Here is a 24,607-nt window from a genome sequence, read left to right on the forward strand (position 1 = left end):
TATCAATTTAAGACATTTGGTGAAGATTGAACTTCTGACGTTGTTTTAAGTTGCCCAAAATGATGATGAGCACGTTGAATTTGTTCTAGTTCCAGCATCCAATGCGAACTGCGCTGAGCACTGCAAAAAGCGATCAGGTGATTGAGTAAATCTTCACTCTGCTTTTCTAATAATCCAAAGGTACGTTGAATCAGCTCAGTGCTTTCAAGTGAGATAAATTGCATCAGTGCGTACGACTGATTCAAGGTATCGAATGCTTTCTGCTGTTGACCTAGACGATTGAGAATCTCTGATTGAGCAACGCTTGCGTCTCTAAGCCCTGCAAGTAAGCAAGCAAACTGGCAAGGCTTAATGTCGCTTTGATACGCCGCGTCTTGGATATGATGAGGAAGAGAAATGAGAACATCATTATATAGACGCTGCGCTTCAGGCCAGTGGCCTTGTTCCATTAATTGTTCAGCTTTTAGGTAGTGCATCCAGCATCGTTCAATTTCCATATCCACATCCTCAATTTATAATATCTTGAAATGTTAATGATATTTATTATCAATTGCAAATTAAAATCATTCACGTGTTAAGTTGGTGAATTAAATGACGGGTTATTCCTAAATATGGCTTAAATCGTGTGTTATTTGTTCGGTTGAACAGCTGTGTAGCGTAAGTCACTAAATTTGTAGGAAATTACATCTACACTGATTTTATCTACACCCAAGTAATGAAGGACTAAGGAGGCGGCGATGGCGATGCAAAGACTCAATACAGAACAGCTGTATCAGGTAGCGGATTTAGACAAGCTACCATGTAAGTCGACCAAAGAACTGGCTCCAATTGACGAAATCGTCGGGCAGGAACGGGCACAAAAAGCTGTTGAGTTCGCGATGTCAATCAAGGAAAAGGGTTACAACATTTATGCGATAGGGCGAAATGGTCTGGGTAAACGCACCATGATCTTGCGCTATCTGAACCGTCATCCTCAAGAAGTGCAGGAGCTTTTTGATTGGTGTTATATCGCGAACTTTGAAGATATTCGTACACCTAAGGTACTGAAATTGCCGCGTGGCGTTGGCAGCAGTTTAAAGCAAGATATTGAAAAATTGATGCGTAAACTTTTGAAAGGTATGCCTCTAGCGTTTGACAACGAGATGTACTTTAGCCGTGCTGACAGGCTTAAAAACCAATTAGCAGCTAAGCAACAAGCCGCATTAGAAAGCATTAGCCAAGAAGCGAAAGACAAGGGCATTAACCTGACGATCACCACTCAGGGTGATTACCAGTTTGTGGCAATGAATGGCGATGATCTTCATACCGAAGAGAGCTTTGAGCTGCTTTCACCGGAAGAACAAGATCAATTCGATAAAACCATTGATGGGTTGGAAGTCGGGCTGCGAACCATTTCTCGTGAATTGACGGAGCTTGAAGAAACGTACACTGAGAAAATTCAAAAGCTGAATGATGATACGGCGCGAGATGTGATCACTCACTTCATCAAGCAATTGAAGAAGGATTACAGCCAATACCCAGACATCAAAAAGTACCTAACGGCACTGCGGAAAGACATTGTCGACAACGCTGACATCTTCCTAGAAGAGAGCACGGAACAAGCAGAAGTTGCAACGGCCTCTCTGGATAAGAAAATGCCGCGTCGCTACAAGGTTAATGTGATTGTGAGCCAGAAGGAGGAGACTCTACCAATCGTGGTTGAAGAGAATCCAAATTATCACTCTCTGTTTGGCTATGTAGAAACGGCAACGTTTAAGGGTACCGTATTTACTGACTTCTCATTGATTCGCGCAGGTAGCTTACACAGAGCCAATGGCGGCGTATTACTGATGGACGCGGTGAAGGTACTTGAGCAGCCGTACGTTTGGGAAGGCTTGAAACGAGCGCTGCGTTCACGTCAATTGAGTTTCACTTCATTAGAAAAAGAGGTGACCTTAACGGGCGCGGTATCGCTTGATCCAGAACCGATTCCATTGGACGTTAAGATCATTCTGTTTGGCGATTACCGAACTTACCAATTGCTGCAGCATTACGATGCAGAGTTTGGTGAATTGTTCCGTGTGACAGCCGATTTCGAAGATGAGATGAAGCGTACTCCCGATTCTGAAATGCATTACGCGCGCTTTATTTCGAGTATCGTGCACGACAACAACATGTTGCATTGTGACCGAAAAGCGATTGCTCGCATTATTGAGCACAGCTCTCGTCAGGCGGGTGACCAAGGTAAATTGTCTCTGCACTCAGCGCACATTGCTAATCTTCTTCGTGAGTCAAACTACGTGGCGAGAAGCTCGAAATCGAATCTGATTCGCGCAACGCACGTCGACCAAGCGTTATCTAACCAACAGATGCGTGTCGGACGACTGCAAGACAGTGTGATGGAAACCTTCACTAACGGCACAACGCTAATCCATGTCGATGGTCAGGCGGTTGGACAAGTGAATGCGTTGTCTGTACTTAGTACGACGGATCATATGTTTGGTGCGCCGAACCGAATCACAGCAACCACCGCTTACGGTGATGGTGAAGTGATTGATATTGAAAGAAACGTAGACCTAGGTGGCAGTATTCACTCGAAAGGGGTAATGATCTTGTCGGCTTACCTTTCTTCTGTGTTTGGTAAAACAGCGAAAGTACCACTCACCACTAACATCACCTTCGAGCAATCGTATGGTGGTGTCGATGGGGATAGTGCGAGTATGGCCGAGTTCTGTGCGGTAGTGTCTGCTTTTTCTAAGCAGCCGAACCGTCAAGATATTGCAATTACTGGGTCTATGAACCAGTTTGGTGAGTCTCAGCCAATTGGTGGTGTGAACGAGAAAATTGAAGGTTTCTTTGATGTGTGTGAAATCAAAGGGCGTTCAAACGAACAAGGGGTGATCATCCCGCGTTCAAATGTTCACAACCTGATGCTGCGTAGCGACATCGTAAAAGCGGTTGAAAAGGGCGAGTTTAATATCTGGGCTATTGACCATGTAACAGAAGCGATTGAACTGTTCACAGGCAAAGCCGCAGGTGAGGCCAGTGATGAGGGTAGCTATCCAATTGATACTATCTTTGGTATCGCTCAAGCAAAACTGAACGCGCTGCGTAAATAACTAAACAACTAGCTAGAGCACAAAAGCCATCGATTTTAGGGTCGATGGCTTTTTATTGGTTACTATCTAGTTCGCTAGTGAGCTATTTGTATTTGGTCAGCTTGCTGTATTGGTGGGAGTCGCGTGTTAAATGACGTTATCCGTTTCGTAAGCAGAGCTTCGTTCCATCGAACTTCAGTTTGGCCAACAAGTGTTTGGCGTTAGCTCGGCCAATATCATCAAATTCGACACCGTATCGAGCGTAGTGCGTCGATTTCTGCAGGTTACAGACGATGCCTCGCAATGGCGGAATCAGCGGTCCATTGTAGTTCTCAGGGGTTATCTCAATAGACACTCGATCGGCAATCTGAATCGCACGAGAAGTCGGCGAGGTCACGAATCGACAACCACTTTTCGATAAATCTCGTATCTCGCAATTTGCTCGTTGGTCGTTGAAGATGATTCTTGAAGCCAGGTTCACTTCATAGCGTGTCTCTTTACGCAACTGAGTAACTTGCATCGTGCTTGGTGTAGACAGTACAAGAATAGGGAAGGGTTCACCAATCTTATGGTGAATTTGGCTTCTAAAGTGGATAAGCGCGCCTTCACCTCTTAGAGAATACGCGCGAGCAGTCATCCAAAAACCTTCTTGAAAGAAAAAGTTCAGATCTTCATTGGATACCTCGGGAACCTCAACCACAATACAGTTATCACTGTGCGTGCCGATAAACTTGGTGGTGGCAAGAAACTTAGTGCCAACGGGAGTCGAGACATTTAATGTCAGCTCACTGCCGTGTTCAATCATGGCCAGTGCATCAGTACTATTGATGGTGGAAACGGTGCGGTTACGAGGGTCTTGAAGTGCCTGATTATGCTCCAAAGGCTTCTTCAGAGGTGCGTTCATTATATGTTCTCCATGCGCCAACATGCGTCTGTTAGTTATATTGGTAACTTGCTAACAAGGGGTTATTACGTGCTAGATTTAGTGGACGTACTCACATAAATTTATAGAGTGCCTTTTATATCAAGCCGATTGCACTGAATTATTTGCTGTGTTTGTAAGTACTTAGTTTTATTTATATGCACTTGCGTTAGTCTATTACAAGGAACTCGTACTTCAAACTTTTATTATTTGTTGTATCACTTATTTGCAGGAGTTGAGAATGCAGGCAGTAAAATGGGAACAAGAAGTGAATCAGATCACAGTTGAGCTAGAGCCCAACCAGTTCGCGGTCGTTAAGTATCAAAAGGACGGAGATGTACTACATATCACGTCGACACGCATTCCTGATGAACTGCAAGGCAAGGGCTTTGGTAAGGTGATGATGGAGTCGGTATTGCCTGAAATTGAGCAAGCAGGCTTCAAAATTGTGCCGGTTTGTAGCTATGTGGTTCACTACATGAATAGGCAGCCACAGTGGTCACATCTTCTATCCGATAAAGCATAACAACGAGTAATATGTCTCAATCAATATCGTCGAATAATCGAGTTCAAGCTAGAGCTACCTCAAGTGAAAATCAGCCTGAGCTTTATCAAAATAAGCTTTATCAAAAAATAGCGACCTCGTTGGGTTGTCATGAAGGATTTGATGTCCAAGTGATTCAACGCCTATGGGGCGGCTACGGCGAGTTAGTTCGCTTAGTATTTTCCCAAGCAAGCCGTGCTGAACTCAATAGTGTGATTGTTAAACATGTCGCGCTGCCAGATAAAGCCGAACACCCCAGGGGATGGAACACCAAATTATCTCACCAACGAAAGGTGCACTCTTACCAAGTTGAGACCGCATGGTATCAGTCGTTTACCCAACAATGGGACGAGCGCTGCCCTGTACCTGTTGGGCTGCAATGTGAACTAGGAGATAATGAGTGGTTGATAGTGATGCAAGACTTAGCGGATATCGGTTTTCCGCTAACCTCTCAGTTTGATGTGCTTGCTGCTTCTGATTATCAGGCATCTAGTTACACTCGAGAAGAGCAAAAACAACGCGATGCTTGCCTTAAATGGCTGGCTAACTTTCACGCAAAGCACATCCATATCGATAAAGATCAGTCGTCATCACTGTGGCAAGTTGGCACATATTGGCATTTGGACACACGTCCTGACGAGTTAAATGCCTTGGCAGGTTTACCCTTGAAGAACCAAGCTAAGCACATCAACCGTCTATTAAAAGAATGCCCATATCAGACCTTGGTACATGGTGATGCTAAGCTCGCTAATTTTTGTTTTGATTCTGAAAGCGAGCGTGCGGCTGCGGTAGATTTCCAATACGTCGGTCACGGCTGTGCGATGAAAGACGTGGCTCTATTTATGAGCAGCGCTGTGAGGCCACAAGATTGCGCACAGCTTGAACCACAGGTATTAGATACTTACTTCCAGCACTTGAAAGAAGCATTGGCATATTATCAACCACAGCTTTCGTTCGATGAAGTCGAAGCCGCATGGCGACCTATGTTTTACTTGGCGTGGGCCGATTTCCAACGTTTCGTAAAAGGCTGGAGCCCGGAGCATTGGAAGATTAACCCTTATACTGAGCAGTTGACCTTACGAGTGCTCACTCAATTAGACGAACAGGAGTCCGTCAATGTTCGATAGAACCGCGAGCTGGAAAACGCCGCAAAACTTTTTATTACTGATTTCGATTGTTGTGCCGATCGCGTTTTCGAGCTGGATGGCTTTGCTTAATAACTTCGTGATTGAGAAAGCGAACTTTGATGGTGCGGATATCGGCTTACTGCAAAGTGTGCGTGAGATTCCGGGCTTTTTAGCGTTTACCGTGGTGTTTGTGCTGGCTTTCATCCGTGAGCAACGATTCATGTTGATATCGCTGGCGATGTTAACCGTGGGCACAGCGATTACCGGTCTGTTCCCCTCACTGACTGGTTTGCTGTTGACCACCATTTTAATGTCGACGGGCTTTCACTATTTTGAAACGCTGAAGCAGTCTTTGTCACTGCAATGGCTGAGTAAAGATGAAGCACCTGAGATGCTAGGTAAGATGATCTCAGTTGGCGCACTGGCATCCTTAATCACTTACGGGTCTATCTGGGTGATGTTAGAACAGCTCAAGCTCGATTTTGCTTGGGTGTACGGCATCACTGGCGGTATTGGTTTTATTCTGGTTTTAGTGATGACCTTTGGCTTCCCTGAGTTTCAGACCAAGACGCCACAGAATAAAAAGTTGGTACTGCGAAAGCGTTACTGGCTCTACTACGCACTAACGTTTATGAGCGGCGCGAGAAGACAGATCTTCACCGTGTTTGCTGGCTTCTTGATGGTAGAGAAGTTTGGCTACTCGGCTGCCGACGTTACATTGTTGTTCTTGGTTAACTACCTATTTAACTTCTTGTTTGCGAAACGCATTGGACGATTCATCGGTGTGGTTGGTGAGCGCAAAGCGTTGATCTTCGAGTATGTCGGTTTGATTGGTGTGTTTGTCGGTTATGGCTTGGTGCAAAGCGCGGAATGGGCGGCGGCACTTTATGTGGTCGACCACCTGTTTTTTGCATTGGCGTTGGCGATCAAAACTTACTTCCAGAAAATCGCAGACCCTGCAGACATGGCATCAACTGCTGGTGTCTCTTTCACCATCAACCATATCGCCGCAGTCGTTATTCCGGTCGTGTTTGGTGTGATTTGGTTATCGTCCCCTGCAACGGTTTTCTACATCGGTGCTGCGATGGCGGCGGTTTCTTTGGTGTTGTCTTTAAACATTCCTAAGACACCTGAAGAAGGTAATGAAGTGCGAATGTTTAGCTGGCGTTAACGCTGGGTAGAGACAACAAAAAAGCTCCAATAGCGCTATTGGAGCTTTTTTGTATGTGCTGTTTGATGATCAAGGAGTGTTACGCTCTAAGCGGATGACTTCCTATGCCACCTGTTTTTCTAAAGAGCCTGTAAAGCGTTTCCTGTAGCTGCGTAACATGCTGAGACTGACTATCGCGGTTAGGGTCTCGGCGAACAGAATACTTGCCCAAATCCCTTGTTCTGGGAATAGCTTAGGTAAGATGACTATGCCTAATGCGACGAAGACAAAACCACGACCAAGAGAGATTAGTGTCGCTTGCTTAGGCTTCGCCGTTGCCTGAAACAAGTTGGCGATCACCAAGTTGACTCCCATTAACGGCACACCGAAGAAAAAGAACGTTAAGGCGGTTGCAGATAGCCCAATCAAATCACTAGAATCACCTAAATAAAGGGCTGCGATTTGAGGCGCACACAGGTACACAATAATCATAAACACCAAGCCGCTACCCATTGCACTTTTTAAACCTAAGCGAAAAATTGCTTCGATGCGGTTTGGCTGATTAGCACCATGATTAAAGCTGATAATTGGCTGGCAGGCTTGAGCGATTCCGACCATCACAAACAGGGCGAATACCCCGATGTTTGCGGTTAAGCCATAGGCGATAATGTGATTCTCACCAAACTGATGCAGTAACACGTAGTTGAACAATAAGATTGTCATCGCTGCGGTTACTTCAATAAAGAATGTCGGCGTACCTATTTTTAGGATGCTTGGCAGTTTGCCCAAGCCTATCCCTTTTAAGCTCAGTTCCAAGGTGCCCTGTTTACGTACAAAGTGGCTTAATAAAATACAAGCGATGACACCTTGTGCAATGGCTGTACCGTAGGCTGCTCCTTTCATTCCCCAGCCCCATTTCAAGACGAAGAAGTAGTCCAAAACTAGGTTAACGACAGCACCTATCGACATCGCGTAAGTCGCCAGTTTTGGGTTGGTATCGTTCCGAACAAAGCACGACATGACCCAAGCTAACGAGTACAACACAAAGAATGGCAACATCACAGACAGGTAATCGTGAGTCAGTTCAGCCATGTATCCAGAAGCGCCCATTAACGCAATAATGTCGTCTAGAAAATACAGAGCGATGCTGACTGAAATGGTGCTAAGCACGGCGGTACTCAGCATCGATTGGCTAAAGAGAGTTTGACCCGACGCCGAATTTCCTTTGCCGACTTCAATAGACATAAGAGCCGCACCGCCAATACCCACCATCATAGCGATAGCAGTAAATATTGAAAAAGCAGGGATGGTTAGAGCGATAGCACCAAGCCCATCAGGGCCAACACCGCGTCCGACGAACCAAGCGTCTCCCATGATAAAAAGAGATTTGATCACCATGCCCGTTAGTGCAGGCCAAAGGTATTGATAAAAGGATTTAGATATTGGATCGGTTTTTAGGTTGATGGCCATTTGAGCAAGCTCCCAACAAATTGGATGTAACCAAAGTGGATACAATAAAGAGGGAGCATTATCCGAACTTAACTGGATTCTAAAAAGGGATTATCTGCGTGTTATGTTGCACTATCTGCACATCGAGTTCGAAACTCTGCGGGGGATTCGTTCATCTGCCCGCGATAAAAACGGCTGAAATAGGCAGGATCTTCGAAGCCGAGTTCAAAAGCGATGGTTTTAATTGTCTTGGTAGAAAAGATCAATTCACGGTTAGCTTCCAAGATGATTCGATCGTGTATTAACTGAGTCACGGTTTTGCCTTTCTCAGCCTTGACGATTTCGTTGATGCGCTTGTTGGTTATCGACAGTGCTTGAGCATAAAACTCACAACTCTTGTGGGTGGTGTAGTGTTGCTCAATCAAATCGACCACTTGGTTTACTCGGCTGTCACGCACTTCGCCTTTCAATGATGATTGGGTTGCGAAACGTAATATGTAGCGCAAAAAGCTATTCATGAGTGATTCTACCAAATCCCAGTCGCTCTCTTCTCGCGCGCACTCTTCTTTCAGCATTGTGAAAATAGGCAGTAGGTAGCGGTTGCCTTCCTCGCTGCAATCTAAGTAGGGAGGGCGACTTTGATGCATGGCAAAAACAGTATCGACCAGTTGTGTATTGCGATGATTGGTTTTGACAAAGCCTGGGGTAAAGACCAGTAAACGAGCATTTTCTCCCACCAACTCAGAGCGGTGAACCTGACCTGGCGCAACGGTAAAAACACGGCCGACCTTATTGTCGTAGTCAATGAAATCGATGCTCTGACTTCCTTGGTTATCTACGCACCACACCAACTCCCAATATTCATGCCTGTGCGGCTCCAAAAATGCGTCGTCGCTGTTAGACAACTCAGTCACACGACAAGGCTGACCTTTGACAAGGCGCATGTGTTTGATGGGAGTACTCATGTCATTCCTTTGTTGGATAGGGAGGTTGAAAGAGATGCTGAAAACCGACAATTATAGTGGCTCTAATGTAGTTGATTGTGACTTTTAAGTCATTCGCTTGGAGCGTTATTCGCTACGAGGGGGAGTTTGTGGAAGAGCATTAGGGCTAAACAAAACCCTAGAAACCATGGTCAGCTTCTAGGGTAAGTTTAGATGTTGCTTAGTTGCTGCTTGCAGTCTTTAGCGTCGAGCGCAGCTTGAAGATGCTCTTCGGTGCCTTGGTGAGCAAGATGCCACAAAGTAGAGGGATCATCATTAGTAGAGATTGTTCAGATAGAACCTCACCATTGACGTAGCAAGATATTAGCAACGCAACTACAGGGAAAATGAGGAAGCAGATAGAAGCTTGGAAAGGTGTCGAAACCTGACCTAATTTAAAGTAAGCAACAATGCCGCCCACACTCGCTACAAAGCCTAGGTACACCACAGCTGAGATTGAATCCCAAGTGAAAGATTCAACATTTACGTTCTCGCCCATAGCTGATACGGCAAATAAGAATAGAGCTGCAATTAGGCTCGGTACGGCGTTGTAGGTCAGTACTTCAATGCCTTTGCAGTGCTTTTGAACTAATACATACATCACTGCGTGAATCGCAACAGCAAGGCCTAAGCAAACCGTGCCGATGAGGTAGTCATCGCCACCCATTTGCATTTCGTTGCCAAGGATTAAACATAGGCTCACAACAGCAGTAATCAAACCGAATATCTGGTGCTTCGCCAGTCGTAGACCTAAGAATAAGCCAGACATCAGCATCACAGCGACCGGCATGTTGGCAAAGATGATCGACGCTAAACCAGAAGAGATGTATTGCTCACCATAGATCATCAACGTAAACGGAATCGCGAAATACATCAGCGCAACAATAAGCAGCCATTGGCGCTTACCTTTAGGGAACAGCAGAGGTTGGTTGAAGACTTTCGCCAATACCGCAAGCAGAGGTGCTGCAAGTAAAAAGCGCAACGCAGTAGCAAAAATAGGTGGGATAGAATGCAATGCTACTTCCATAGCGAACCAAGTGGTTCCCCAAATTAAGCAAACAGAGACAAAAAGCAAGATAGTTAGCGACTTCGAATTCATGGTGACTACTCATTAATAATTATTTTAAATCATAGGCTTGTAGCGCCTTAATGACGTGGCACAGTATAAGGAGGTAGTCGGAGAAAAGTTTTGTCTTTTTATCTCTAATTAAAGTTTTCTGTGGAAATTAAATCTCTAATATAATTATTTTATAGAAAATAAATTCACTTTAGATAGTTAAAGTAAAGTCATTATTCTTTGTGAGGTTTAATTTGGTTTAAGAAATGATCAACTCGGCGAGTATGGCTGTTGGGCTATTGTTTTTAGCGTAGCAACAAAAAATGCGCCCACAATGAGGCGCGTTCTTGATCAATACGTTTAAGAACAGCGTCTACTGCGTAACAGGCTTAACTTGCTTGGACTGCCTTACTGCCAGAATAAGCTGTGGTAGTAGTGACATTACGATCATGCCTGTCATCAGTGAATACTGTACTGGAGTGAAGGATTCACCCATCAACACCATCCCCGTAACTATGCCAGCCACTGGGTTAGCGATGCCACCGAAGGTGAAATCGACCACTGACATGCGTTGTAGTAACCATACATACATGCCGTAACCTAGTGCTGTATTTAGCCCAATCACCCACAATAGACCCATTGCATTACGAGAATCGAAATGAGCGACAGCATTAACATAAGGTTGCGGGTCGATGAACGCATGAACGCCAGACGCGACAGACAAAATCGTACCGCCTAGAATCAGCTGCCAAGTTAATACCTTCCACCAGTGCATGCGATTACCCAGTGATTTGGTAATGCTGCTGCCTATTACAATACACATGATTGCGGCGAACATGGCTCCTAAACCAATTGGATTCAAAGCGATTTGGCTTGGGTTAAACAGTATCCACGCTAAGGTGATCAAACCAATACCTGACAGGGCTTGAATTAGATGCGGGCGCTGCTTTTTCACTACCCAATGGAAGATCATCGCGAACACAGGCACAGAGATCATACCCACGCCAGAAATCGCTGAAGGCAGCGTTAGTGCCATCACGAAGATCAGGCCAAAGAAGGTCGCAATATTGATAAGGCCCAATGTGAAAATGATCTGCCACTCACCTTTTTTAGGCAGTGTCGGCTTTACTGCTAGCAATAACAAACCAGCAGGTAACGCACGCAAAGCACCGAGTAATAATGGTGGCCACTCCTGTAGCGTAAATTGCGTCACTGCATAGGTTGTTCCCCAAAAGAACGCGGGGATCATTGCTAATAATATGTTCATTCAAAATATCTTTACGTTAAGATAACTATTGTGTGAACTGTATACTGAGAACTAGTGGTTGTAAAGTATCTTTATGTTAAACTAGTTTGAAGTAATCAAGACTAATAACGGAGCGAGATTGCAAATGGATGCTATCGACCGCGTAGTAGAGCAATGGGCAAAGGAAAAGCCTGAGCTAGAAACTGAGCCTATGGCAATGATGGGCCGGATTATGCGTATTGCCAAGTATATGGAGACTCAAGTTGCCGAGCTTCATAAAAAATACGACATGAAACTCGGTGAGTTTGATGTGCTAGCCACCTTGCGACGTTCTGGAAAGCCTTACCGACTCACTCCTTCAGAGCTGATTGGTTCGATGATGCTGACTTCAGGCGCGATGACCAATCGCCTTGATAAACTGGAAGCGAAAGGACTGATCAGCCGTGAGCACAGTAAAGAAGACAGACGCAGTGTGAGCGTTCAGCTAACCAAAGATGGTCTGATTCTGATTGACCAAATGATGACTGAGCATGTTGAAACGCAGAAGAAGCTGGTGAAATCTCTGTCTGTGAGCCAGAAGAAAAATACTAACCAGTTACTGAAAGCATGGTTGAGTGCTTACGAGTAATTGACTGGCTGGATCGGCTTGCTGAACTTATTGAATTTCTTGAACTGAGCTAGCTTAATCTGATTTGAAAACCGAAGTGATGAGCTTCGGTTTTTTTGTGTCTGCAATTTGGTGTTGCGCTATTTAGTATCAGTTAATTTGGGAACGGCACTGAGCCAGAAAACCGAACAAGTTCCATCGATGTAATTCAATATTTTAGGACATCCTATTTAAGACTTCCCGTTATCAATAGAGAGTCCCCATCCGTATATTTCTCGTATTCCCACAAGACAGAGAATACTAAAATGAAACTTAAAATAGCCCTTAGCGCAGTACTACTTGTGACTTCATTTGCATCTCATGCAGAATTGAAAATGGCGATCAATGAACAAACTAACGGGGTCGTCGTCACGGTTTATAAAGATGGAGAACGCGTGCCTAACGCTCAGGTCACCACTAATATTCGCGGGCAACAAGTGACAGAAACATCAGGTAGAGGGCAAGCCTTTTTCTACAAGGGAAATATCCCGAGGGTGTACCGATTTAAAGCAACCACACCTCAAGGAGAGAGTGTCCAACAAAGTCGATTCATTGGACGAGATAAATAAGCTTGTCGGCTTATCTGAATAGGATCGAGCTAGTGAGTTTGAGCCGACGCTCTCCAGCATTTTTCTAACTTTTTCAAAGCGAGTGTTTTCGCTTTCCCCATGTTACCTATTTGCCACGCGAGCACGATATCAACGGTTCTTGCGTGGCCAATTTCCACTAAACTCCGGCGGTTATAAGCTGTTTAGGCAGAGTGCCTATACCCAAGTTCCGTTGAATTGCCGTTAACTTACTGCTCATTGAACTGACCGTACTGGTTTTTTGATTCAGTAAGATGTTTTTGGTGACTTTAGGCGCTGACTTCGCGGTATCGGCCACTGCGATGATCGTGTGTTCACGTCGTGTGGATTCACTGAGCGGATTGGGTTCGTTTAAAATGGAGGCACTTTTCGCGGCCACCCAGATCATTTCTATACGGCCGATGGTTTTACTGTTCACAGTATTCGGTAGCTCGATATTGGGCATCGATGAGATAAGAATATCTGCTTTTCCTGAGATTAATGCTTCCCAGCCCCCCGACAAAATATCCTCTTGGACATACAGTTGCGTGCTGCATTCTGTTGCCATGTCGGCGATTAACGACAACGCAATGTCTTGTCCGATAATGCCGTCATAGGAAACAAACAGTTCGCTTTCCCAACCACTTGAGAAACGTTGTATTTGGTTTATGAGTTCATCTGACCCAGTTAGTAACTGTCGGCCATTTTCCACTAACATTTGTCCTACCTGAGTAAACACGGCTCTGTGTCCTGAACGATCTAAGATCAAGATGCCGAGTTCATCTTCCAATTTTTGAATCTGATAACTCAATGCAGAAACGGATCGATTGAGATGCGCAGAGGCTGACGAGTAAGTCCCTTCACGTTGTAGAACATCCAATATTTGTAAGGTGTCGAGCGGCAGTGTTTTCTTCAGAGTCTTCATAAAATCAATAAAAATGGGGCAAGTGTTTCAATGAGTTTAAGGCAATGGTAACAGTATTGAGGTTGTTGAATCTTCGGATTTAGTCAGTAATTTGTATGTGAGTATGTCTACTAAAATTTCAAACAAGTTGTTCTATTTTTCTCGTTATCATCTTAATGCTAAGTCGAATAACCTATCGGCAATGAAACTTATCAAGGCTTAGAACTATGAACACTAGATTGAACGACACACTGACTTTTTTCGCTCGTATTTTATTGGCTTACTTGTTTATTCAAGCGGGCTGGGGAAAGCTATTTAGCTATGAAGGAACGGTGGGATACATGGCTTCTCAAGGCGTCAGCGCTCACTTGTTGCCTTTGGTTATTTTACTTGAACTCGGTGGCGGGCTTGCAATTTTAGCTGGTTTTATGACTCGCTTTACAGCGTTCTCGATTGCGTTTTTCTCTTTGGTTTCTGGTGTTATGTTTCACTTCGACCCAAGTTCGTCGGGTCAAATGATTCACTTCTACAAAAACGTCTCTGTTGCTGGTGGGTATTTGGCGTTAGCGGTACTTGGCGCGGGATCGTTTAGTGTTGATTACTGGTTGTCTAATAAGTTTAAGCAAGACGCCAAATGGACGCGTTTAATGGTTCTTGTTCGTTAGTGGTTTTTGTCTAATCGCAGTTTATTCGTTAGTGTTGTTGGTGCAACTTATGAATAAAAACCGAAGCTCAGGCTTCGGTTTTTTGTTTCTGTCTAAGAATTTCAAGTACAGTGAATTGGCTAGTTAAGCTTGTAGCATCTCATCGCTAAACAGTTCAGCACAGCCAATGCCATTAATGGCGCAGCTTTCGTCGATATCTGATATATCGCCGCTAACCCCGATAGCACCCAATACCGTTTTATCTTTGTCTCGAATCAGTAGCCCCCCTGGAACTGGTACCATGTTTCCGTGTGCGAGCACGTTTACGGCGGAGATGAATGCTGGTCGGTTGTCAGCATCTTGGGCGAGTTTTCTAGAGGAACAACCCAGTGCGAGTGCCCCCCACGCTTTAGCAATCGCGATGTCTGGTCGCATCATGCTAGAGCCGTCTTGACGTTGCAGAGAAATCAGCTTGCCACCGCTGTCTAAGACGGCGACCGTCAAAGGTTCTGTGTGGATCTTGTTTCCTGCTTTTAAGGTTCCATCGATGATGGTTAACGCTTGTTGTAGAGTCAAACTTCCCATGTTATCTCCTAGTTTTTCAAGGGGCATACGTACCAAGCTCAGCCAGCCAATCATTACTCTTGTTTGTGAATATCATTGACTGATTCAGCTCGGTACAAGAGTCCTAACTGGACTCTTGTAACAGCCCATAGCTGGGTAAAGTTAGGAAGGCAGCGAACTCATCGGCTGTAGAAAGTTGATAGAAAAGATCAGCTGTCTCTTCAAATCGACCTGCTGCATAGCGCGAGTCTCCGACTTCATGTTTTATGGTGTCTAGCTCTTGGTAAAGCCAAGAGTGGAATAGTGATTTGGCAAAGGTTTGGCCGTCATCAAGCGTGACACCGTGGTGGATCCACTGCCAAATATTGGCTCTTGAGATCTCTGCGGTGGCGGCATCTTCCATAAGGCCGTAGATAGGTACACAGCCGTAGCCTTGGATCCAAGCCTCAATGTAATAAAGCGCAATGCGTATATTTTTACGTACTCCTGCTTCGTCGCGGCTACCTTCACAAGGCTTGAGTAGCGTATCGGCGTTGATCACATGCTCTGGGCTTTGGAAATCCATTTGGTTTACTTTGCCATCGAGGTGTTTATCGAATATCGACATCGCTAAATCAACCAGTGCAGGGTGCGCGACCCATGTGCCATCGTGGCCGTTTTGAGACTCTCTTTGTTTATCTTCGATTACCTTGGCAGTCACACGCGCCATTTCTTGCGGATCTTTTGCTGGAATAAAGGCTGACATACCACCCATCGCCAATGCACCGCGAGCATGACAAGTACGCACCAACAGCTGGCTGTAGGCATTTAGGAATTCTTGATCCATGCCGATCCCGTGGCGATCAGGCAGGATACGATCTTTATGGTTTTTCAGCGTTTTGATGTAGCTGAAGATGTAATCCCAACGGCCACAGTTCATTGCCACGATATGATCACGCATTGCGTATAAGATCTCTTCCATTTGGAATACGGCTGGAAGTGTCTCAATCAAAACCGTCGCGCGGATTGTGCCTTTGGGTACGTGGAAATAGTTTTCGGTGAAGCTGAAAATATCGTCCCACCACTGTGCTTCTTCCATGCTCTCAAGCTTGGGAATGTAGTAGTAAACGCCTAAGCCTTGTTGTGCACGTGACTGATAGTTATGGAAAAAGTACAAGGCGAAGTCCATCAAGCAACCGCCGATAGGCTGATTGTTGAATTGGATGGATTGCTCAGGAAGGTGGATCCCTCGTGGGCGTGCGATCAGCAGTGCAGGATCGTCGTTTAATTGGTAACGCTTCTGCTTCTTCTCATCGAAATAACTAATGGTGCCAAGGTTGGCGTCTCTTAGGTTGATTTGCCCTTCGACCATATTGGCCCAAGTTGGGGAAGAGGCATCTTCAAAGCAACACATGAAGACCTTCGCGCCTGAGTTTAGCGCGTTGATCACCATCTTTCTTTCGATAGGTCCGGTGATCTCTACGCGTCGATCCAGTAACTCTGGTGGTGGTGTTGCTACCTTCCACTCTTTATTCTGACGAATGGAAACGGTGTCTTTTCTGAAGTTGGGTAACTCACCCTCGTCATATTGAGCTTGTTTTATGTCGCGGTCACTTAGCAGGGCATGACGGCGATCTCCAAACTTATTGACGAGAGCTTCTAAGAATTTTAATGCATCTTTAGACAAGATCTCTTTGTACTCGGAGTTGTCCATATTCCCGAGTACCTGCATACACTGTACTTCTTCTCTCTCTTTTACGTCATTCATCATTGTTGTCTCCTTTGAACAATACGATGCTACTTTGTATACAAAATGCTCTTTTTAAGAGTATTTATATTGCATAAATTGTAAACAAGCAAAGGGTATTTAACATTTATTTATCATTTGGTCTTTTTGTAATTTATTTTTACGTAAAGATATTTCATGTAAAGCAATGAATTGTAAGCTTTTCAAGGTCGGTGCTTACTCAAAGTGGCCGTGTGATGTAACAAGATTGTTTCATTCCGGGGTTGATAAATAGCGAGGATGGTTCATAGTACACAAAAGTTAGTTTAATTGTATACAATCTGAACTGGAGGTTCGAATGGCAGTTATGAAAGCGATTGAAGCAGCGGTAGAAGTGCTTAAACGTGAAGGTGTAGACATCGCATTTGGTGTTCCCGGCGCAGCAATAAACCCTATGTATGCGGCTATGAAAAAGCTCGGAGGAATCGACCACGTCTTAGCTCGTCACGTAGAGGGTGCATCCCATATGGCTGAAGGGTACACACGTACCAATCAAGGCAATATAGGTGTGTGTATTGGTACTTCTGGCCCTGCGGGAACGGACATGATCACGGGGCTTTATTCGGCGTCTGCAGATTCAATCCCAATCCTATGTATTACAGGTCAGGCTCCGCGTGCTCGCCTTCATAAAGAAGACTTCCAAGCGGTTGATATTGAATCTATCGCTAAACCAGTCACTAAGTGGGCGACTACGGTTCTTGAACCGGCGCAAGTGCCACGCGCGTTCCAAAAAGCCTTTCATTTAATGCGTTCGGGTCGTCCGGGTCCAATCCTGATTGATCTACCGATTGATGTTCAGCTGGCTGAGATTGAGTTTGATATCGATACCTATGAACCGCTAGAGCCTTATAAGCCACAAGCGACACGCGCGCAGGTTGAGAAAGCATTAACCATGATGTCTCAATCGGAAAAACCGCTGATTGTATCGGGTGGTGGCGTGATTAACGCTGGCGCGTCTGAATTGTTGCAGAAGTTTGCCGAGATCACTGGTGTTCCTGTTATTCCAACCTTAATGGGTTGGGGCTCTATCCCAGATGATCATGACTTAATGGCGGGTATGGTGGGGTTACAAACTTCTCACCGTTATGGTAACGAAACCATGCTGAATTCTGATTTTGTGTTTGGTGTTGGTAACCGCTGGGCTAACCGTCATACCGGTTCTGTGGATGTTTATACCGAAGGCCGAAAGTTCGTACATGTGGATATTGAACCAACCCAAATCGGCCGTGTGTTCTGTCCGGATTTAGGCATTGTCTCTGATGCGAAAGCTGCACTAGAGCTAATGGTTGAAGTGGCGCAAGAGTGGCGTGATGCTGGCAAGCTGCCGAACCGAAATGCTTGGGCAAGTGAGTGTCAGGAACGCAAGTCGACCATGCTGCGTAAAACCAATTTCGATGAAGCGCCAATGAAACCGATGCGTGTTTATGAAGAGATGAATAAGGCATTTGGTCGTGACACTTGTTATGTGAGCACCATTGGTTTGTCGCAAATTGCTGCCGCTCAGTTCCTGCATGTTTATAAGCCGCGTAACTGGATCAACTGTGGTCAGGCTGGTCCACTAGGTTGGACAACGCCAGCCGCATTGGGTGTACGAGCGGCCGATCCAAATCGCGATATTGTCGCTATCTCTGGAGACTATGATTTCCAATTCATGATCGAAGAGCTGGCGGTAGGTGCGCAGTTCAACTTGCCATACATTCATGTGTTGGTGAACAACTCGTACTTAGGTTTGATTCGTCAAGCGCAGCGCCAATTTGATATCGACTATTGTGTACAACTGGCGTTTGATAACCAGAATGCGCCAGAGCTTGAAGGCTACGGTGTTGACCATGTAGCCGTTGTTGAAGGCTTAGGTTGTAAGGCGATTCGAGTTCGTGAGCCAGACCAAATTGCGGCGGCGTTTGAGCAAGCCAAAGAGCTGATGAACAAGCATAAAGTACCGGTTGTTGTTGAGCTGATTCTTGAGCGAGTGACCAACATTGCGATGGGCGTAGAGATCAACGCCATCAACGAATTTGAGCCACTTGCCGAAAGCCGTGGCGATGCCCCAACGGCGCTGGCGTACAAGTAATCATTAAGTCATGTGTATCCGTAGAGATGAGGTTTAGCTCTACGGAAAGTCTCCAAGAAATCGGAGCCTTACTAAGCAACCGTAGCTACACCAAATAACCGTTGCTTCACTAAACAGTCATAGTTTTACCAAATAAAGAATAAGGACAGAGTAATGGCAAAATTTGCAGCAAACTTGTCAATGTTATTCACGGAAGTTGATTTTATGGATCGCTTTGAAGCTGCCGCAGAAGCGGGCTTTCAAGGTGTGGAGTATCTTTTCCCTTACGCCTTTGATGCTCAGGCAATCAAAGCAAAGCTAGACGCTAATAACCTAGAGCAAGTGCTATTTAACTTGCCTGCAGGTGATTGGGACGCTGGCGACCGTGGTATTGCGGTAGACCCAACACGAGTTGAAGAGTTTCAAGCGGGTGTACCTAAAGCCATCGCTTACGCAAAAGCGCTCGGTTGTACTCAAGTGAATTGCTTGGCGGGGATTGTACCGCAAGGTGTGACCCAACAAGATGCGCAATCGGCGTTTGTGATTAACCTGCATTACGCGGCGAACGCGCTAGCAGCAGAGGGCATCCGCTTAGTGATAGAGGCGATCAACACCCGCGATATTCCGGGCTTCTTCTTGAACACCACAGAGCAAGCCAAAGCGATCATCAAAGAGGTAGGGAGCAATAACCTTTCTATCCAATACGATATTTATCACATGCAAATAATGGAAGGCGATCTTACGCCGACCATGCAGCAGAACATTGGCCAAATCGCACACGTCCAACTGGCTGATAACCCAGGCCGACACGAACCGGGTTCTGGAGAAATCAATTACCCATTCGTGCTCAATTATCTTGATGAGCTGGGCTACCAGGGTTGGGTTGGCTGCGAATACAAACCTAAAACGACAACGACAGAAGGCCTTGGTTGGCTGCACCAGTACCGTTAATTACGTCTGGTAACCCTCAAACGTTAAGGAGAACAACATGTCTAAAATTGCATTTATCGGAACTGGCATCATGGGTAAACCTATGGCGAGTAACCTTCAAAAAGCAGGTCACGATTTGATTCTGTCGGATCACTTTAATGCAGCACCTGCCGATCTTGTGGCAGCGGGCGCAACGGTCTGTCATTCACCAGCGGAAGCGGCTGAAGCAGCAGATATCATTATCTTAATGGTGCCGAATACACCTCAAGTAGAAGACGTCCTGTTTGGTGATAACGGTGTCGAGCAAGGTCTTACTGCAGGTGATGCAACGGACAAGCTAGTTATCGATATGAGTTCAATCTCGCCAATCGCCACCAAAGCCATTGCAGCGCGTATCAACGAAGGTGGTGCATCATACCTCGATGCGCCAGTTTCAGGTGGTGAAGTGGGCGCGATTAATGCAGCGCTGACTATCATGGTGGGCGGCGAGCAAGACGCCTTTGATAAAGCACGACCTTTGTTCGAAATCATGGGTAAGAACATCACGCTAGTCGGCGACAACGGTGCGGGTCAAACCTGTAAGGTAGCAAACCAAATCATTGTGGCGCTGAATATCGAAGCCGTGTCTGAAGCGTTAGTCTTTGCTTCGAAAGCAGGTGCTGATCCAGCACGCGTACGTCAGGCGCTATTAGGTGGCTTTGCTAACTCTAAGATATTGGAAGTACACGGCGAGCGCATGGTTGAAGGCACATTCGACCCCGGTTTTAGAATCTCACTTCACCAAAAAGACTTAAACCTTGCACTAACGGGTGCACAAGAGTTGGGTGTCGCCCTACCGAACACGGCAAATGCTCAAGAGTTGTTTGGTGAGTGTGCTGAAATGGGCGGCGAAGGTTGGGATCACTCTGCTCTTATCCAAGCGATTGAGAAACGTTCTGACCACTCGATTCGTTAATTAATTAGGGCTGCTATCGATTCGTAGCCCAACAGTTTGTTTATAAATCGCGTAGTTTCGTCTCCTTTTATACGCGTTCCTGATACGAGCCAGAGGTTGAAGTTGTTCCTTTCCAACTTGATCTTAGCAGGCACCCTTTGGCCTTGTATCGGGGTTCTTTTTTTCTCCGTCAACTAAGGAGTGGCTGATGGACATTGATGCTAAGCAGTTTCTACAAACCCTTTTCTCAAGTGCTGTTAATCAGGCGCTACCTAAAAATCACATCGAACCTTTTCTTCCTCAAGACATTTTTTATCGCTCTGCTAATCAAGCTGGGCGTACTGTGGTGATAGGAGCAGGAAAAGCGGCCGCATCAATGGCAGCAGAGCTCGAAGCCGTCTGGCAAGTTAAGCAACAACAAGATCTCGCGCTGCGTGATCTTGAAGGCTTGGTGGTGACTCGCTACGAACACATCGCCCCTTGCGAACACATTGAGGTGATTGAAGCGGCGCACCCCGTGCCAGATGCGATGGGCTTAGAAGTGAGCCAACGTATGCTGCAATTGGTGAGTGGCTTGAGCGCCGACGACACGGTGATTTGCCTATTGTCGGGGGGCGGTTCCGCTTTGCTAAGTCTGCCCGGTGGCGACATCAGCTTGGCAGAGAAGCAACAAATCAATAAGGCGTTGCTTAAATCAGGTGCCGCCATTGATGAGATGAATTGTGTTCGCAAACATCTATCTTCGATAAAAGGCGGTCGACTCGCCAAAGCGGCGTATCCTGCAAGGGTAGTGTCACTGGCGATTTCTGATGTGCCGGGTGATGACATTAGTGTGATTGCCTCTGGTCCAACCGTACCAGACACCACCACGCGTTTTGATGCGATGGCAATTTTAGAGCGTTACCAAGTAGAAACACCACACTCGGCATTTGAATGGTTAAATAATCCAGAGTCAGAAACCGTTAAGCCAGATGACGTCTGTTGGAAGAATGCTGAGCACCATATTATCGCCACCCCGATGTCGGCATTGGAATCCGCTGCAGCAGAAGCTGAAGGCTTAGGCATTCCGGCTTATGTGTTGAGTGATTGTATAGAGGGAGAAGCGCGAGATGTTGCGAAAGTTCACGCTGCGTTGGCTAAACAAGTGGCCAATCACAAGCACCCATTTGAGACGCCTTGCGTGATACTTTCCGGTGGCGAAACCACAGTAACCGTTAAAGGCAATGGTCGCGGTGGGCGTAACTGTGAGTTCTTGTTGAGCCTATATAATGAGCTTAAAGGCCAAGACAACATATTTGCATTGGCTGCTGATACCGACGGGATTGATGGCGTGGAAGACAATGCGGGCGCGTGGATTACCCCACAAACATGGCAGCAAGGTTCGAGCTTGTCGCTTAAAGCGCAAGACTACCTCGATGCCAACAACAGCTACGATTTCTTCAAGCAAGTCGATGTGCTTCTTACCACGGGACCAACGCTGACCAATGTGAATGACTTTCGCGCAATATTGATTCTTTAACTTGAACAGTTCAAAAACACGGTATGGAATGGTCGCTTCTTAACAAATAGAGCGGCCATTTTATTGTTATCAATGCGGTGACCTTGAGTTCTGAGATTATCTTCTGGACTAATGAAGCACGTTGATTACTATGATTTTAGTAACGAGCTGTAAAGGATGCAATATGTCTAGGATCAGACAAAAGAATCAAGATTTAATCATTGAAGTCGCGTGTGAACAATTCGCCACTCATGGTTATGCCGCAACAAAAATGGCTGATATTGCAAAAGCGGCCGACATTCCCAAACCTAATGTATTCTATTATTTCAGCTCTAAAGATAAGCTCTACAACGCTGTGCTTGAAACCGTCACTCAGCCCTTGCTAGAAGCATCTCGTCCGATTGAAGAGCTGAGCGATCCTGTTGAAGCTTTATCTCAATATATTCAAACCAAACTGATTATTTCTCGCGACCATCCACATGCCTCTAAAGTGTTTGCCAACGAAGTGATGTCGGGCGCGAAAGTGCTGCCGAAAGAGATCGGTGATGAGCTGTATAAGCAATCTCAGATGATCCTCGATAAGTTCTCAACGTGGTCAGCACAAGGCTTAATGGATGACGTTCCGGCACACCATCTGATGTTCACCATCTGGGCGGCAACCCAAACCTACGCCGATTTTGGTTGGCAAATTTGCAGCGTGATGCAGAAAGACCAGCTCGATGATAAAGACTATGAAGATGCCGCTGAGTTCATTACCCAGCTCGTGATTAAAGGGTGTGGGGTGAAAAGCTAACGTTATTTGAATGTTTTTTTGGGTCTGCGATTGCAGGCCTTTTTTGTTTGTGCATGTGAGTGAGCATATGTGCAAAGCTACTTTTGTGACCTGTTGTGCAATAACTTATTTATCTTGAATTTGGCTCGATTAGGTATGCCATTTTATTTAAAGTTAGCGTTATAGTATCGGCAAAAATTCAACTCCCTCATTTTTATTAAAGCTAGAAGCTAATATTAGACTTCTATATTTATTACACGCACAACATATAGGTTTAGCAATGACGCTCAAAAGCTTGGCATGCACCATCAGCACAGTTCTACTGGCAGGCTGTGGTTCGACGGTCGCGACGCAAACATACAACGCCGATCTGATCATCACCAATGGACAGGTTCTCACGATCAATTCAAAAATGGATGTGATTGAAGATGGCGTTGTAGTGGTGAAAAACGACCAGATCATCGCAGTCGGTAACGAGGATTTAATGACTCAATATCGCGCAGAAAAAGTGATTGATGCTCAAGATGGAATCGTCATGCCGGGCATGGTCAATGCTCACAACCATTTACCTATGATCGCGTTTCGTGGCTTAGGGGAAGAGGGCATCTCGAATCGTCTGTTTGCTTACTTCTTCCCTCTAGAAGCCGAAAAGTTAAGCCGTGAACTTATTTACAACGCAACTAAGCTAGGCAGCATAGAACTGGCACAAAGCGGCGTGACCACTTATGCCGATATGTATTACCACATGGATGAGATGGCGAAGGCGACCAAAGAAGTTGGCTTGCGCGCCGTGTTGGGCGAAACCGTGATTAAGTTCCCGGTGGTCGATGCCAAAGAACCTTACGGTGGGATTGAGTATGCCAAAGGCTTTATCGAGCAGTACAAAAACGATGAGCTAATCACGCCTGCGTATGCGCCACATGCGGTGTACACCGTGAGTAAAGATAAGCTTCAAGAAATTAATAAGCTATCGGCTCAATACGATGCGCCAGTGCTGATTCACGTTGCTGAATTTCCGAATGAAGAAAAGCGTATCAAAGATGAAACCAACGCCACGTCACCTGTCGAATACATGGATGAAATCGGTGTGCTCGATGAGCGTGTAGTGATTGCTCATGGTATTCACCTTTCAGAGAATGACCAAAAGCTATTGAAACAGGCTGATGCGGGTATCTCATATAATCCAATGGCGAACGCCAAAGGTGCGACAGGAATAGCTCCTGCGTGGGAAATGTACCGAGCTGATATGCGTATTGGTTTAGGCACAGACGGGCCAATGAGCTCCAACCAAGTTGATATCATGCGTACCCTAAGTTACGCAGCGAACATGCAACGATTGAAGCATTCCGATCGCACCATCATGATCCCTGAGCAAGTGATTGAGATGGCGACATTAGGCGGTGCGAAAGCTTTGCACATGGAAGATCAAATCGGTTCTCTTGAAGTGGGTAAGAAGGCGGACATCGTGATTGTAGAGACACAATCAGCGAACATGATGCCAAATTACGACCCATACGCGACTTTGGTTTACCAAGCGAACCCAAGCAACATCGACACCACTATCGTTAACGGCCAAATCGTAATGGAAAACCGCGTGATGCAGACCGTTCAACTGGATGAAATCCGTCAAAGCGTCGATGAGTTTGAAATCGATATCAAAGCCTTTGCCAAAGAGCTTTCTAAGAAGGCGATTAAGTCGAAGAGCTTGATGGATTAAGATGTAAATCTGTTTCTAAAAATCGAACAGAATGAACAAGGCCGACATCACGTCGGCCTTTT

General features: G+C 45.7%; 22 protein-coding genes. 13 read left to right on the forward strand and 9 right to left on the reverse strand.

The annotated features are described in order from the left end of the window. Positions 1-2: 2 nt before the first annotated feature. Positions 3-497, reverse strand: coding sequence for a hypothetical protein (locus ITG09_22775; protein UPR54201.1), 495 nt, complete (start codon positions 495-497; stop codon positions 3-5). Positions 498-737: 240 nt separating this feature from the next. On the opposite strand from ITG09_22775, the gene ITG09_22780 reads away from it, so the two are divergent. Continuing rightward, the gene (locus ITG09_22780; protein UPR54202.1) at positions 738-3,098 is read left to right on the forward strand and encodes an AAA family ATPase; all 2,361 of its coding nucleotides are present in this window, start codon (positions 738-740) and stop codon (positions 3,096-3,098) included. Positions 3,099-3,234: 136 nt separating this feature from the next. On the opposite strand, the gene ITG09_22785 is transcribed toward ITG09_22780, so the two are convergent. Beyond that, entirely contained in the window at positions 3,235-3,981 is a 747-nt protein-coding gene (locus ITG09_22785; protein ID UPR54203.1) for a flagellar brake protein, read from the reverse strand. A gap of 259 nt (positions 3,982-4,240) precedes the next feature. Here ITG09_22785 and ITG09_22790 point away from each other — a divergent pair, with 259 nt between their 5' ends. From ITG09_22790 to ITG09_22800, 3 genes are read left to right on the forward strand one after another with little or no spacing between them, the layout of a single operon-like run. Further along, positions 4,241-4,525 carry an N-acetyltransferase gene (locus ITG09_22790; protein UPR54204.1) on the forward strand — a complete coding sequence of 95 codons (285 nt, stop codon included), beginning with the start codon at positions 4,241-4,243 and terminating at the stop codon, positions 4,523-4,525. 11 nt (positions 4,526-4,536) lie between these two features. Beyond that, the gene (locus tag ITG09_22795) at positions 4,537-5,670 is read left to right on the forward strand and encodes a phosphotransferase (GenBank protein UPR54205.1); all 1,134 of its coding nucleotides are present in this window, start codon (positions 4,537-4,539) and stop codon (positions 5,668-5,670) included. Next, positions 5,660-6,841, forward strand: coding sequence for an MFS transporter (locus ITG09_22800; protein UPR54206.1), 1,182 nt, complete (start codon positions 5,660-5,662; stop codon positions 6,839-6,841). Before ITG09_22795 ends, ITG09_22800 begins: the two co-directional genes overlap by 11 nt. Before the next feature lie 102 nt (positions 6,842-6,943). Here the strand turns inward: ITG09_22800 and ITG09_22805 are convergent, their stop codons facing one another. The 4 genes from ITG09_22805 to ITG09_22820 form a co-directional block, all read right to left on the reverse strand. After that, positions 6,944-8,290 (reverse strand): MATE family efflux transporter, encoded by a 1,347-nt coding sequence (locus tag ITG09_22805; protein ID UPR54207.1) that lies wholly within the window; start codon positions 8,288-8,290, stop codon positions 6,944-6,946. Between the two features lie 101 nt (positions 8,291-8,391). Further along, entirely contained in the window at positions 8,392-9,234 is an 843-nt protein-coding gene (locus ITG09_22810) for a helix-turn-helix domain-containing protein (protein ID UPR54208.1), read from the reverse strand. Between the two features lie 199 nt (positions 9,235-9,433). Next, on the reverse strand, positions 9,434-10,351 hold the full coding sequence (locus ITG09_22815; GenBank protein ID UPR54209.1) for a DMT family transporter: 918 nt from the start codon (positions 10,349-10,351) through the stop codon (positions 9,434-9,436). Between the two features lie 331 nt (positions 10,352-10,682). Continuing rightward, complete coding sequence (locus tag ITG09_22820; protein UPR54210.1) at positions 10,683-11,576, reverse strand: EamA family transporter; 894 nt, start codon at positions 11,574-11,576, stop codon at positions 10,683-10,685. A 124-nt stretch (positions 11,577-11,700) separates the two neighbouring features. Here ITG09_22820 and ITG09_22825 point away from each other — a divergent pair, with 124 nt between their 5' ends. Then, positions 11,701-12,183 (forward strand): MarR family transcriptional regulator, encoded by a 483-nt coding sequence (locus ITG09_22825; GenBank protein ID UPR54211.1) that lies wholly within the window; start codon positions 11,701-11,703, stop codon positions 12,181-12,183. Between the two features lie 284 nt (positions 12,184-12,467). Continuing rightward, the gene (locus tag ITG09_22830; GenBank protein UPR54212.1) at positions 12,468-12,770 is read left to right on the forward strand and encodes a hypothetical protein; all 303 of its coding nucleotides are present in this window, start codon (positions 12,468-12,470) and stop codon (positions 12,768-12,770) included. A 157-nt stretch (positions 12,771-12,927) separates the two neighbouring features. Here the strand turns inward: ITG09_22830 and ITG09_22835 are convergent, their stop codons facing one another. Continuing rightward, complete coding sequence (locus tag ITG09_22835; protein ID UPR54213.1) at positions 12,928-13,692, reverse strand: LysR family transcriptional regulator; 765 nt, start codon at positions 13,690-13,692, stop codon at positions 12,928-12,930. 206 nt (positions 13,693-13,898) lie between these two features. On the opposite strand from ITG09_22835, the gene ITG09_22840 reads away from it, so the two are divergent. Further along, positions 13,899-14,336, forward strand: a complete 438-nt coding sequence (locus tag ITG09_22840; GenBank protein UPR54214.1) for a DoxX family protein — start codon at positions 13,899-13,901, stop codon at positions 14,334-14,336. Positions 14,337-14,459: 123 nt separating this feature from the next. Here the strand turns inward: ITG09_22840 and ITG09_22845 are convergent, their stop codons facing one another. Then, a complete protein-coding gene (locus tag ITG09_22845; GenBank protein UPR54215.1) occupies positions 14,460-14,900 on the reverse strand; it encodes a heme-binding protein in 441 nt (146 codons plus the stop codon). Positions 14,901-15,003: 103 nt separating this feature from the next. After that, positions 15,004-16,629, reverse strand: coding sequence for a malate synthase A (locus ITG09_22850; protein ID UPR54216.1), 1,626 nt, complete (start codon positions 16,627-16,629; stop codon positions 15,004-15,006). 313 nt (positions 16,630-16,942) lie between these two features. Between ITG09_22850 and gcl the strand changes: the two genes are divergently transcribed. From gcl to ITG09_22880, 6 genes are all read left to right on the forward strand, one after another. Then, complete coding sequence (gcl, locus tag ITG09_22855) at positions 16,943-18,715, forward strand: glyoxylate carboligase (protein ID UPR54217.1); 1,773 nt, start codon at positions 16,943-16,945, stop codon at positions 18,713-18,715. A gap of 153 nt (positions 18,716-18,868) precedes the next feature. Next, the gene (gene hyi, locus ITG09_22860; protein ID UPR54218.1) at positions 18,869-19,645 is read left to right on the forward strand and encodes a hydroxypyruvate isomerase; all 777 of its coding nucleotides are present in this window, start codon (positions 18,869-18,871) and stop codon (positions 19,643-19,645) included. Positions 19,646-19,682: 37 nt separating this feature from the next. Further along, the gene (locus ITG09_22865) at positions 19,683-20,579 is read left to right on the forward strand and encodes a 2-hydroxy-3-oxopropionate reductase (protein UPR54219.1); all 897 of its coding nucleotides are present in this window, start codon (positions 19,683-19,685) and stop codon (positions 20,577-20,579) included. Between the two features lie 187 nt (positions 20,580-20,766). Continuing rightward, positions 20,767-22,077, forward strand: coding sequence for a glycerate kinase (locus ITG09_22870; protein ID UPR54220.1), 1,311 nt, complete (start codon positions 20,767-20,769; stop codon positions 22,075-22,077). Between the two features lie 163 nt (positions 22,078-22,240). Next, positions 22,241-22,849 (forward strand): TetR family transcriptional regulator C-terminal domain-containing protein, encoded by a 609-nt coding sequence (locus tag ITG09_22875; GenBank protein ID UPR54221.1) that lies wholly within the window; start codon positions 22,241-22,243, stop codon positions 22,847-22,849. Positions 22,850-23,108: 259 nt separating this feature from the next. Then, positions 23,109-24,545, forward strand: coding sequence for an amidohydrolase (locus ITG09_22880; GenBank protein ID UPR54222.1), 1,437 nt, complete (start codon positions 23,109-23,111; stop codon positions 24,543-24,545). The last annotated feature ends 62 nt before the right edge of the window (positions 24,546-24,607 follow it).

Origin of the sequence: Vibrio cyclitrophicus (assembly GCA_023206055.1) — a bacterium.
Taxonomy (GTDB): domain Bacteria; phylum Pseudomonadota; class Gammaproteobacteria; order Enterobacterales; family Vibrionaceae; genus Vibrio; species Vibrio cyclitrophicus_A.

Excerpts from the sequence above, each read along its gene's own strand:
- ITG09_22775 (UPR54201.1), bottom strand. The coding sequence starts at position 497 with ATGGAAATTGAACGATGCTGGATGCACTACCTAAAAGCTGAACAATTA.
- ITG09_22780 (UPR54202.1), top strand. The coding sequence starts at position 738 with ATGGCGATGCAAAGACTCAATACAGAACAGCTGTATCAGGTAGCGGAT.
- ITG09_22785 (UPR54203.1), bottom strand. The coding sequence starts at position 3,981 with ATGAACGCACCTCTGAAGAAGCCTTTGGAGCATAATCAGGCACTTCAA.
- ITG09_22790 (UPR54204.1), top strand. The coding sequence starts at position 4,241 with ATGCAGGCAGTAAAATGGGAACAAGAAGTGAATCAGATCACAGTTGAG.
- ITG09_22795 (UPR54205.1), top strand. The coding sequence starts at position 4,537 with ATGTCTCAATCAATATCGTCGAATAATCGAGTTCAAGCTAGAGCTACC.
- ITG09_22800 (UPR54206.1), top strand. The coding sequence starts at position 5,660 with ATGTTCGATAGAACCGCGAGCTGGAAAACGCCGCAAAACTTTTTATTA.
- ITG09_22805 (UPR54207.1), bottom strand. The coding sequence starts at position 8,290 with ATGGCCATCAACCTAAAAACCGATCCAATATCTAAATCCTTTTATCAA.
- ITG09_22810 (UPR54208.1), bottom strand. The coding sequence starts at position 9,234 with ATGAGTACTCCCATCAAACACATGCGCCTTGTCAAAGGTCAGCCTTGT.
- ITG09_22815 (UPR54209.1), bottom strand. The coding sequence starts at position 10,351 with ATGAATTCGAAGTCGCTAACTATCTTGCTTTTTGTCTCTGTTTGCTTA.
- ITG09_22820 (UPR54210.1), bottom strand. The coding sequence starts at position 11,576 with ATGAACATATTATTAGCAATGATCCCCGCGTTCTTTTGGGGAACAACC.
- ITG09_22825 (UPR54211.1), top strand. The coding sequence starts at position 11,701 with ATGGATGCTATCGACCGCGTAGTAGAGCAATGGGCAAAGGAAAAGCCT.
- ITG09_22830 (UPR54212.1), top strand. The coding sequence starts at position 12,468 with ATGAAACTTAAAATAGCCCTTAGCGCAGTACTACTTGTGACTTCATTT.
- ITG09_22835 (UPR54213.1), bottom strand. The coding sequence starts at position 13,692 with ATGAAGACTCTGAAGAAAACACTGCCGCTCGACACCTTACAAATATTG.
- ITG09_22840 (UPR54214.1), top strand. The coding sequence starts at position 13,899 with ATGAACACTAGATTGAACGACACACTGACTTTTTTCGCTCGTATTTTA.
- ITG09_22845 (UPR54215.1), bottom strand. The coding sequence starts at position 14,900 with ATGGGAAGTTTGACTCTACAACAAGCGTTAACCATCATCGATGGAACC.
- ITG09_22850 (UPR54216.1), bottom strand. The coding sequence starts at position 16,629 with ATGATGAATGACGTAAAAGAGAGAGAAGAAGTACAGTGTATGCAGGTA.
- gcl (UPR54217.1), top strand. The coding sequence starts at position 16,943 with ATGGCAGTTATGAAAGCGATTGAAGCAGCGGTAGAAGTGCTTAAACGT.
- hyi (UPR54218.1), top strand. The coding sequence starts at position 18,869 with ATGGCAAAATTTGCAGCAAACTTGTCAATGTTATTCACGGAAGTTGAT.
- ITG09_22865 (UPR54219.1), top strand. The coding sequence starts at position 19,683 with ATGTCTAAAATTGCATTTATCGGAACTGGCATCATGGGTAAACCTATG.
- ITG09_22870 (UPR54220.1), top strand. The coding sequence starts at position 20,767 with ATGGACATTGATGCTAAGCAGTTTCTACAAACCCTTTTCTCAAGTGCT.
- ITG09_22875 (UPR54221.1), top strand. The coding sequence starts at position 22,241 with ATGTCTAGGATCAGACAAAAGAATCAAGATTTAATCATTGAAGTCGCG.
- ITG09_22880 (UPR54222.1), top strand. The coding sequence starts at position 23,109 with ATGACGCTCAAAAGCTTGGCATGCACCATCAGCACAGTTCTACTGGCA.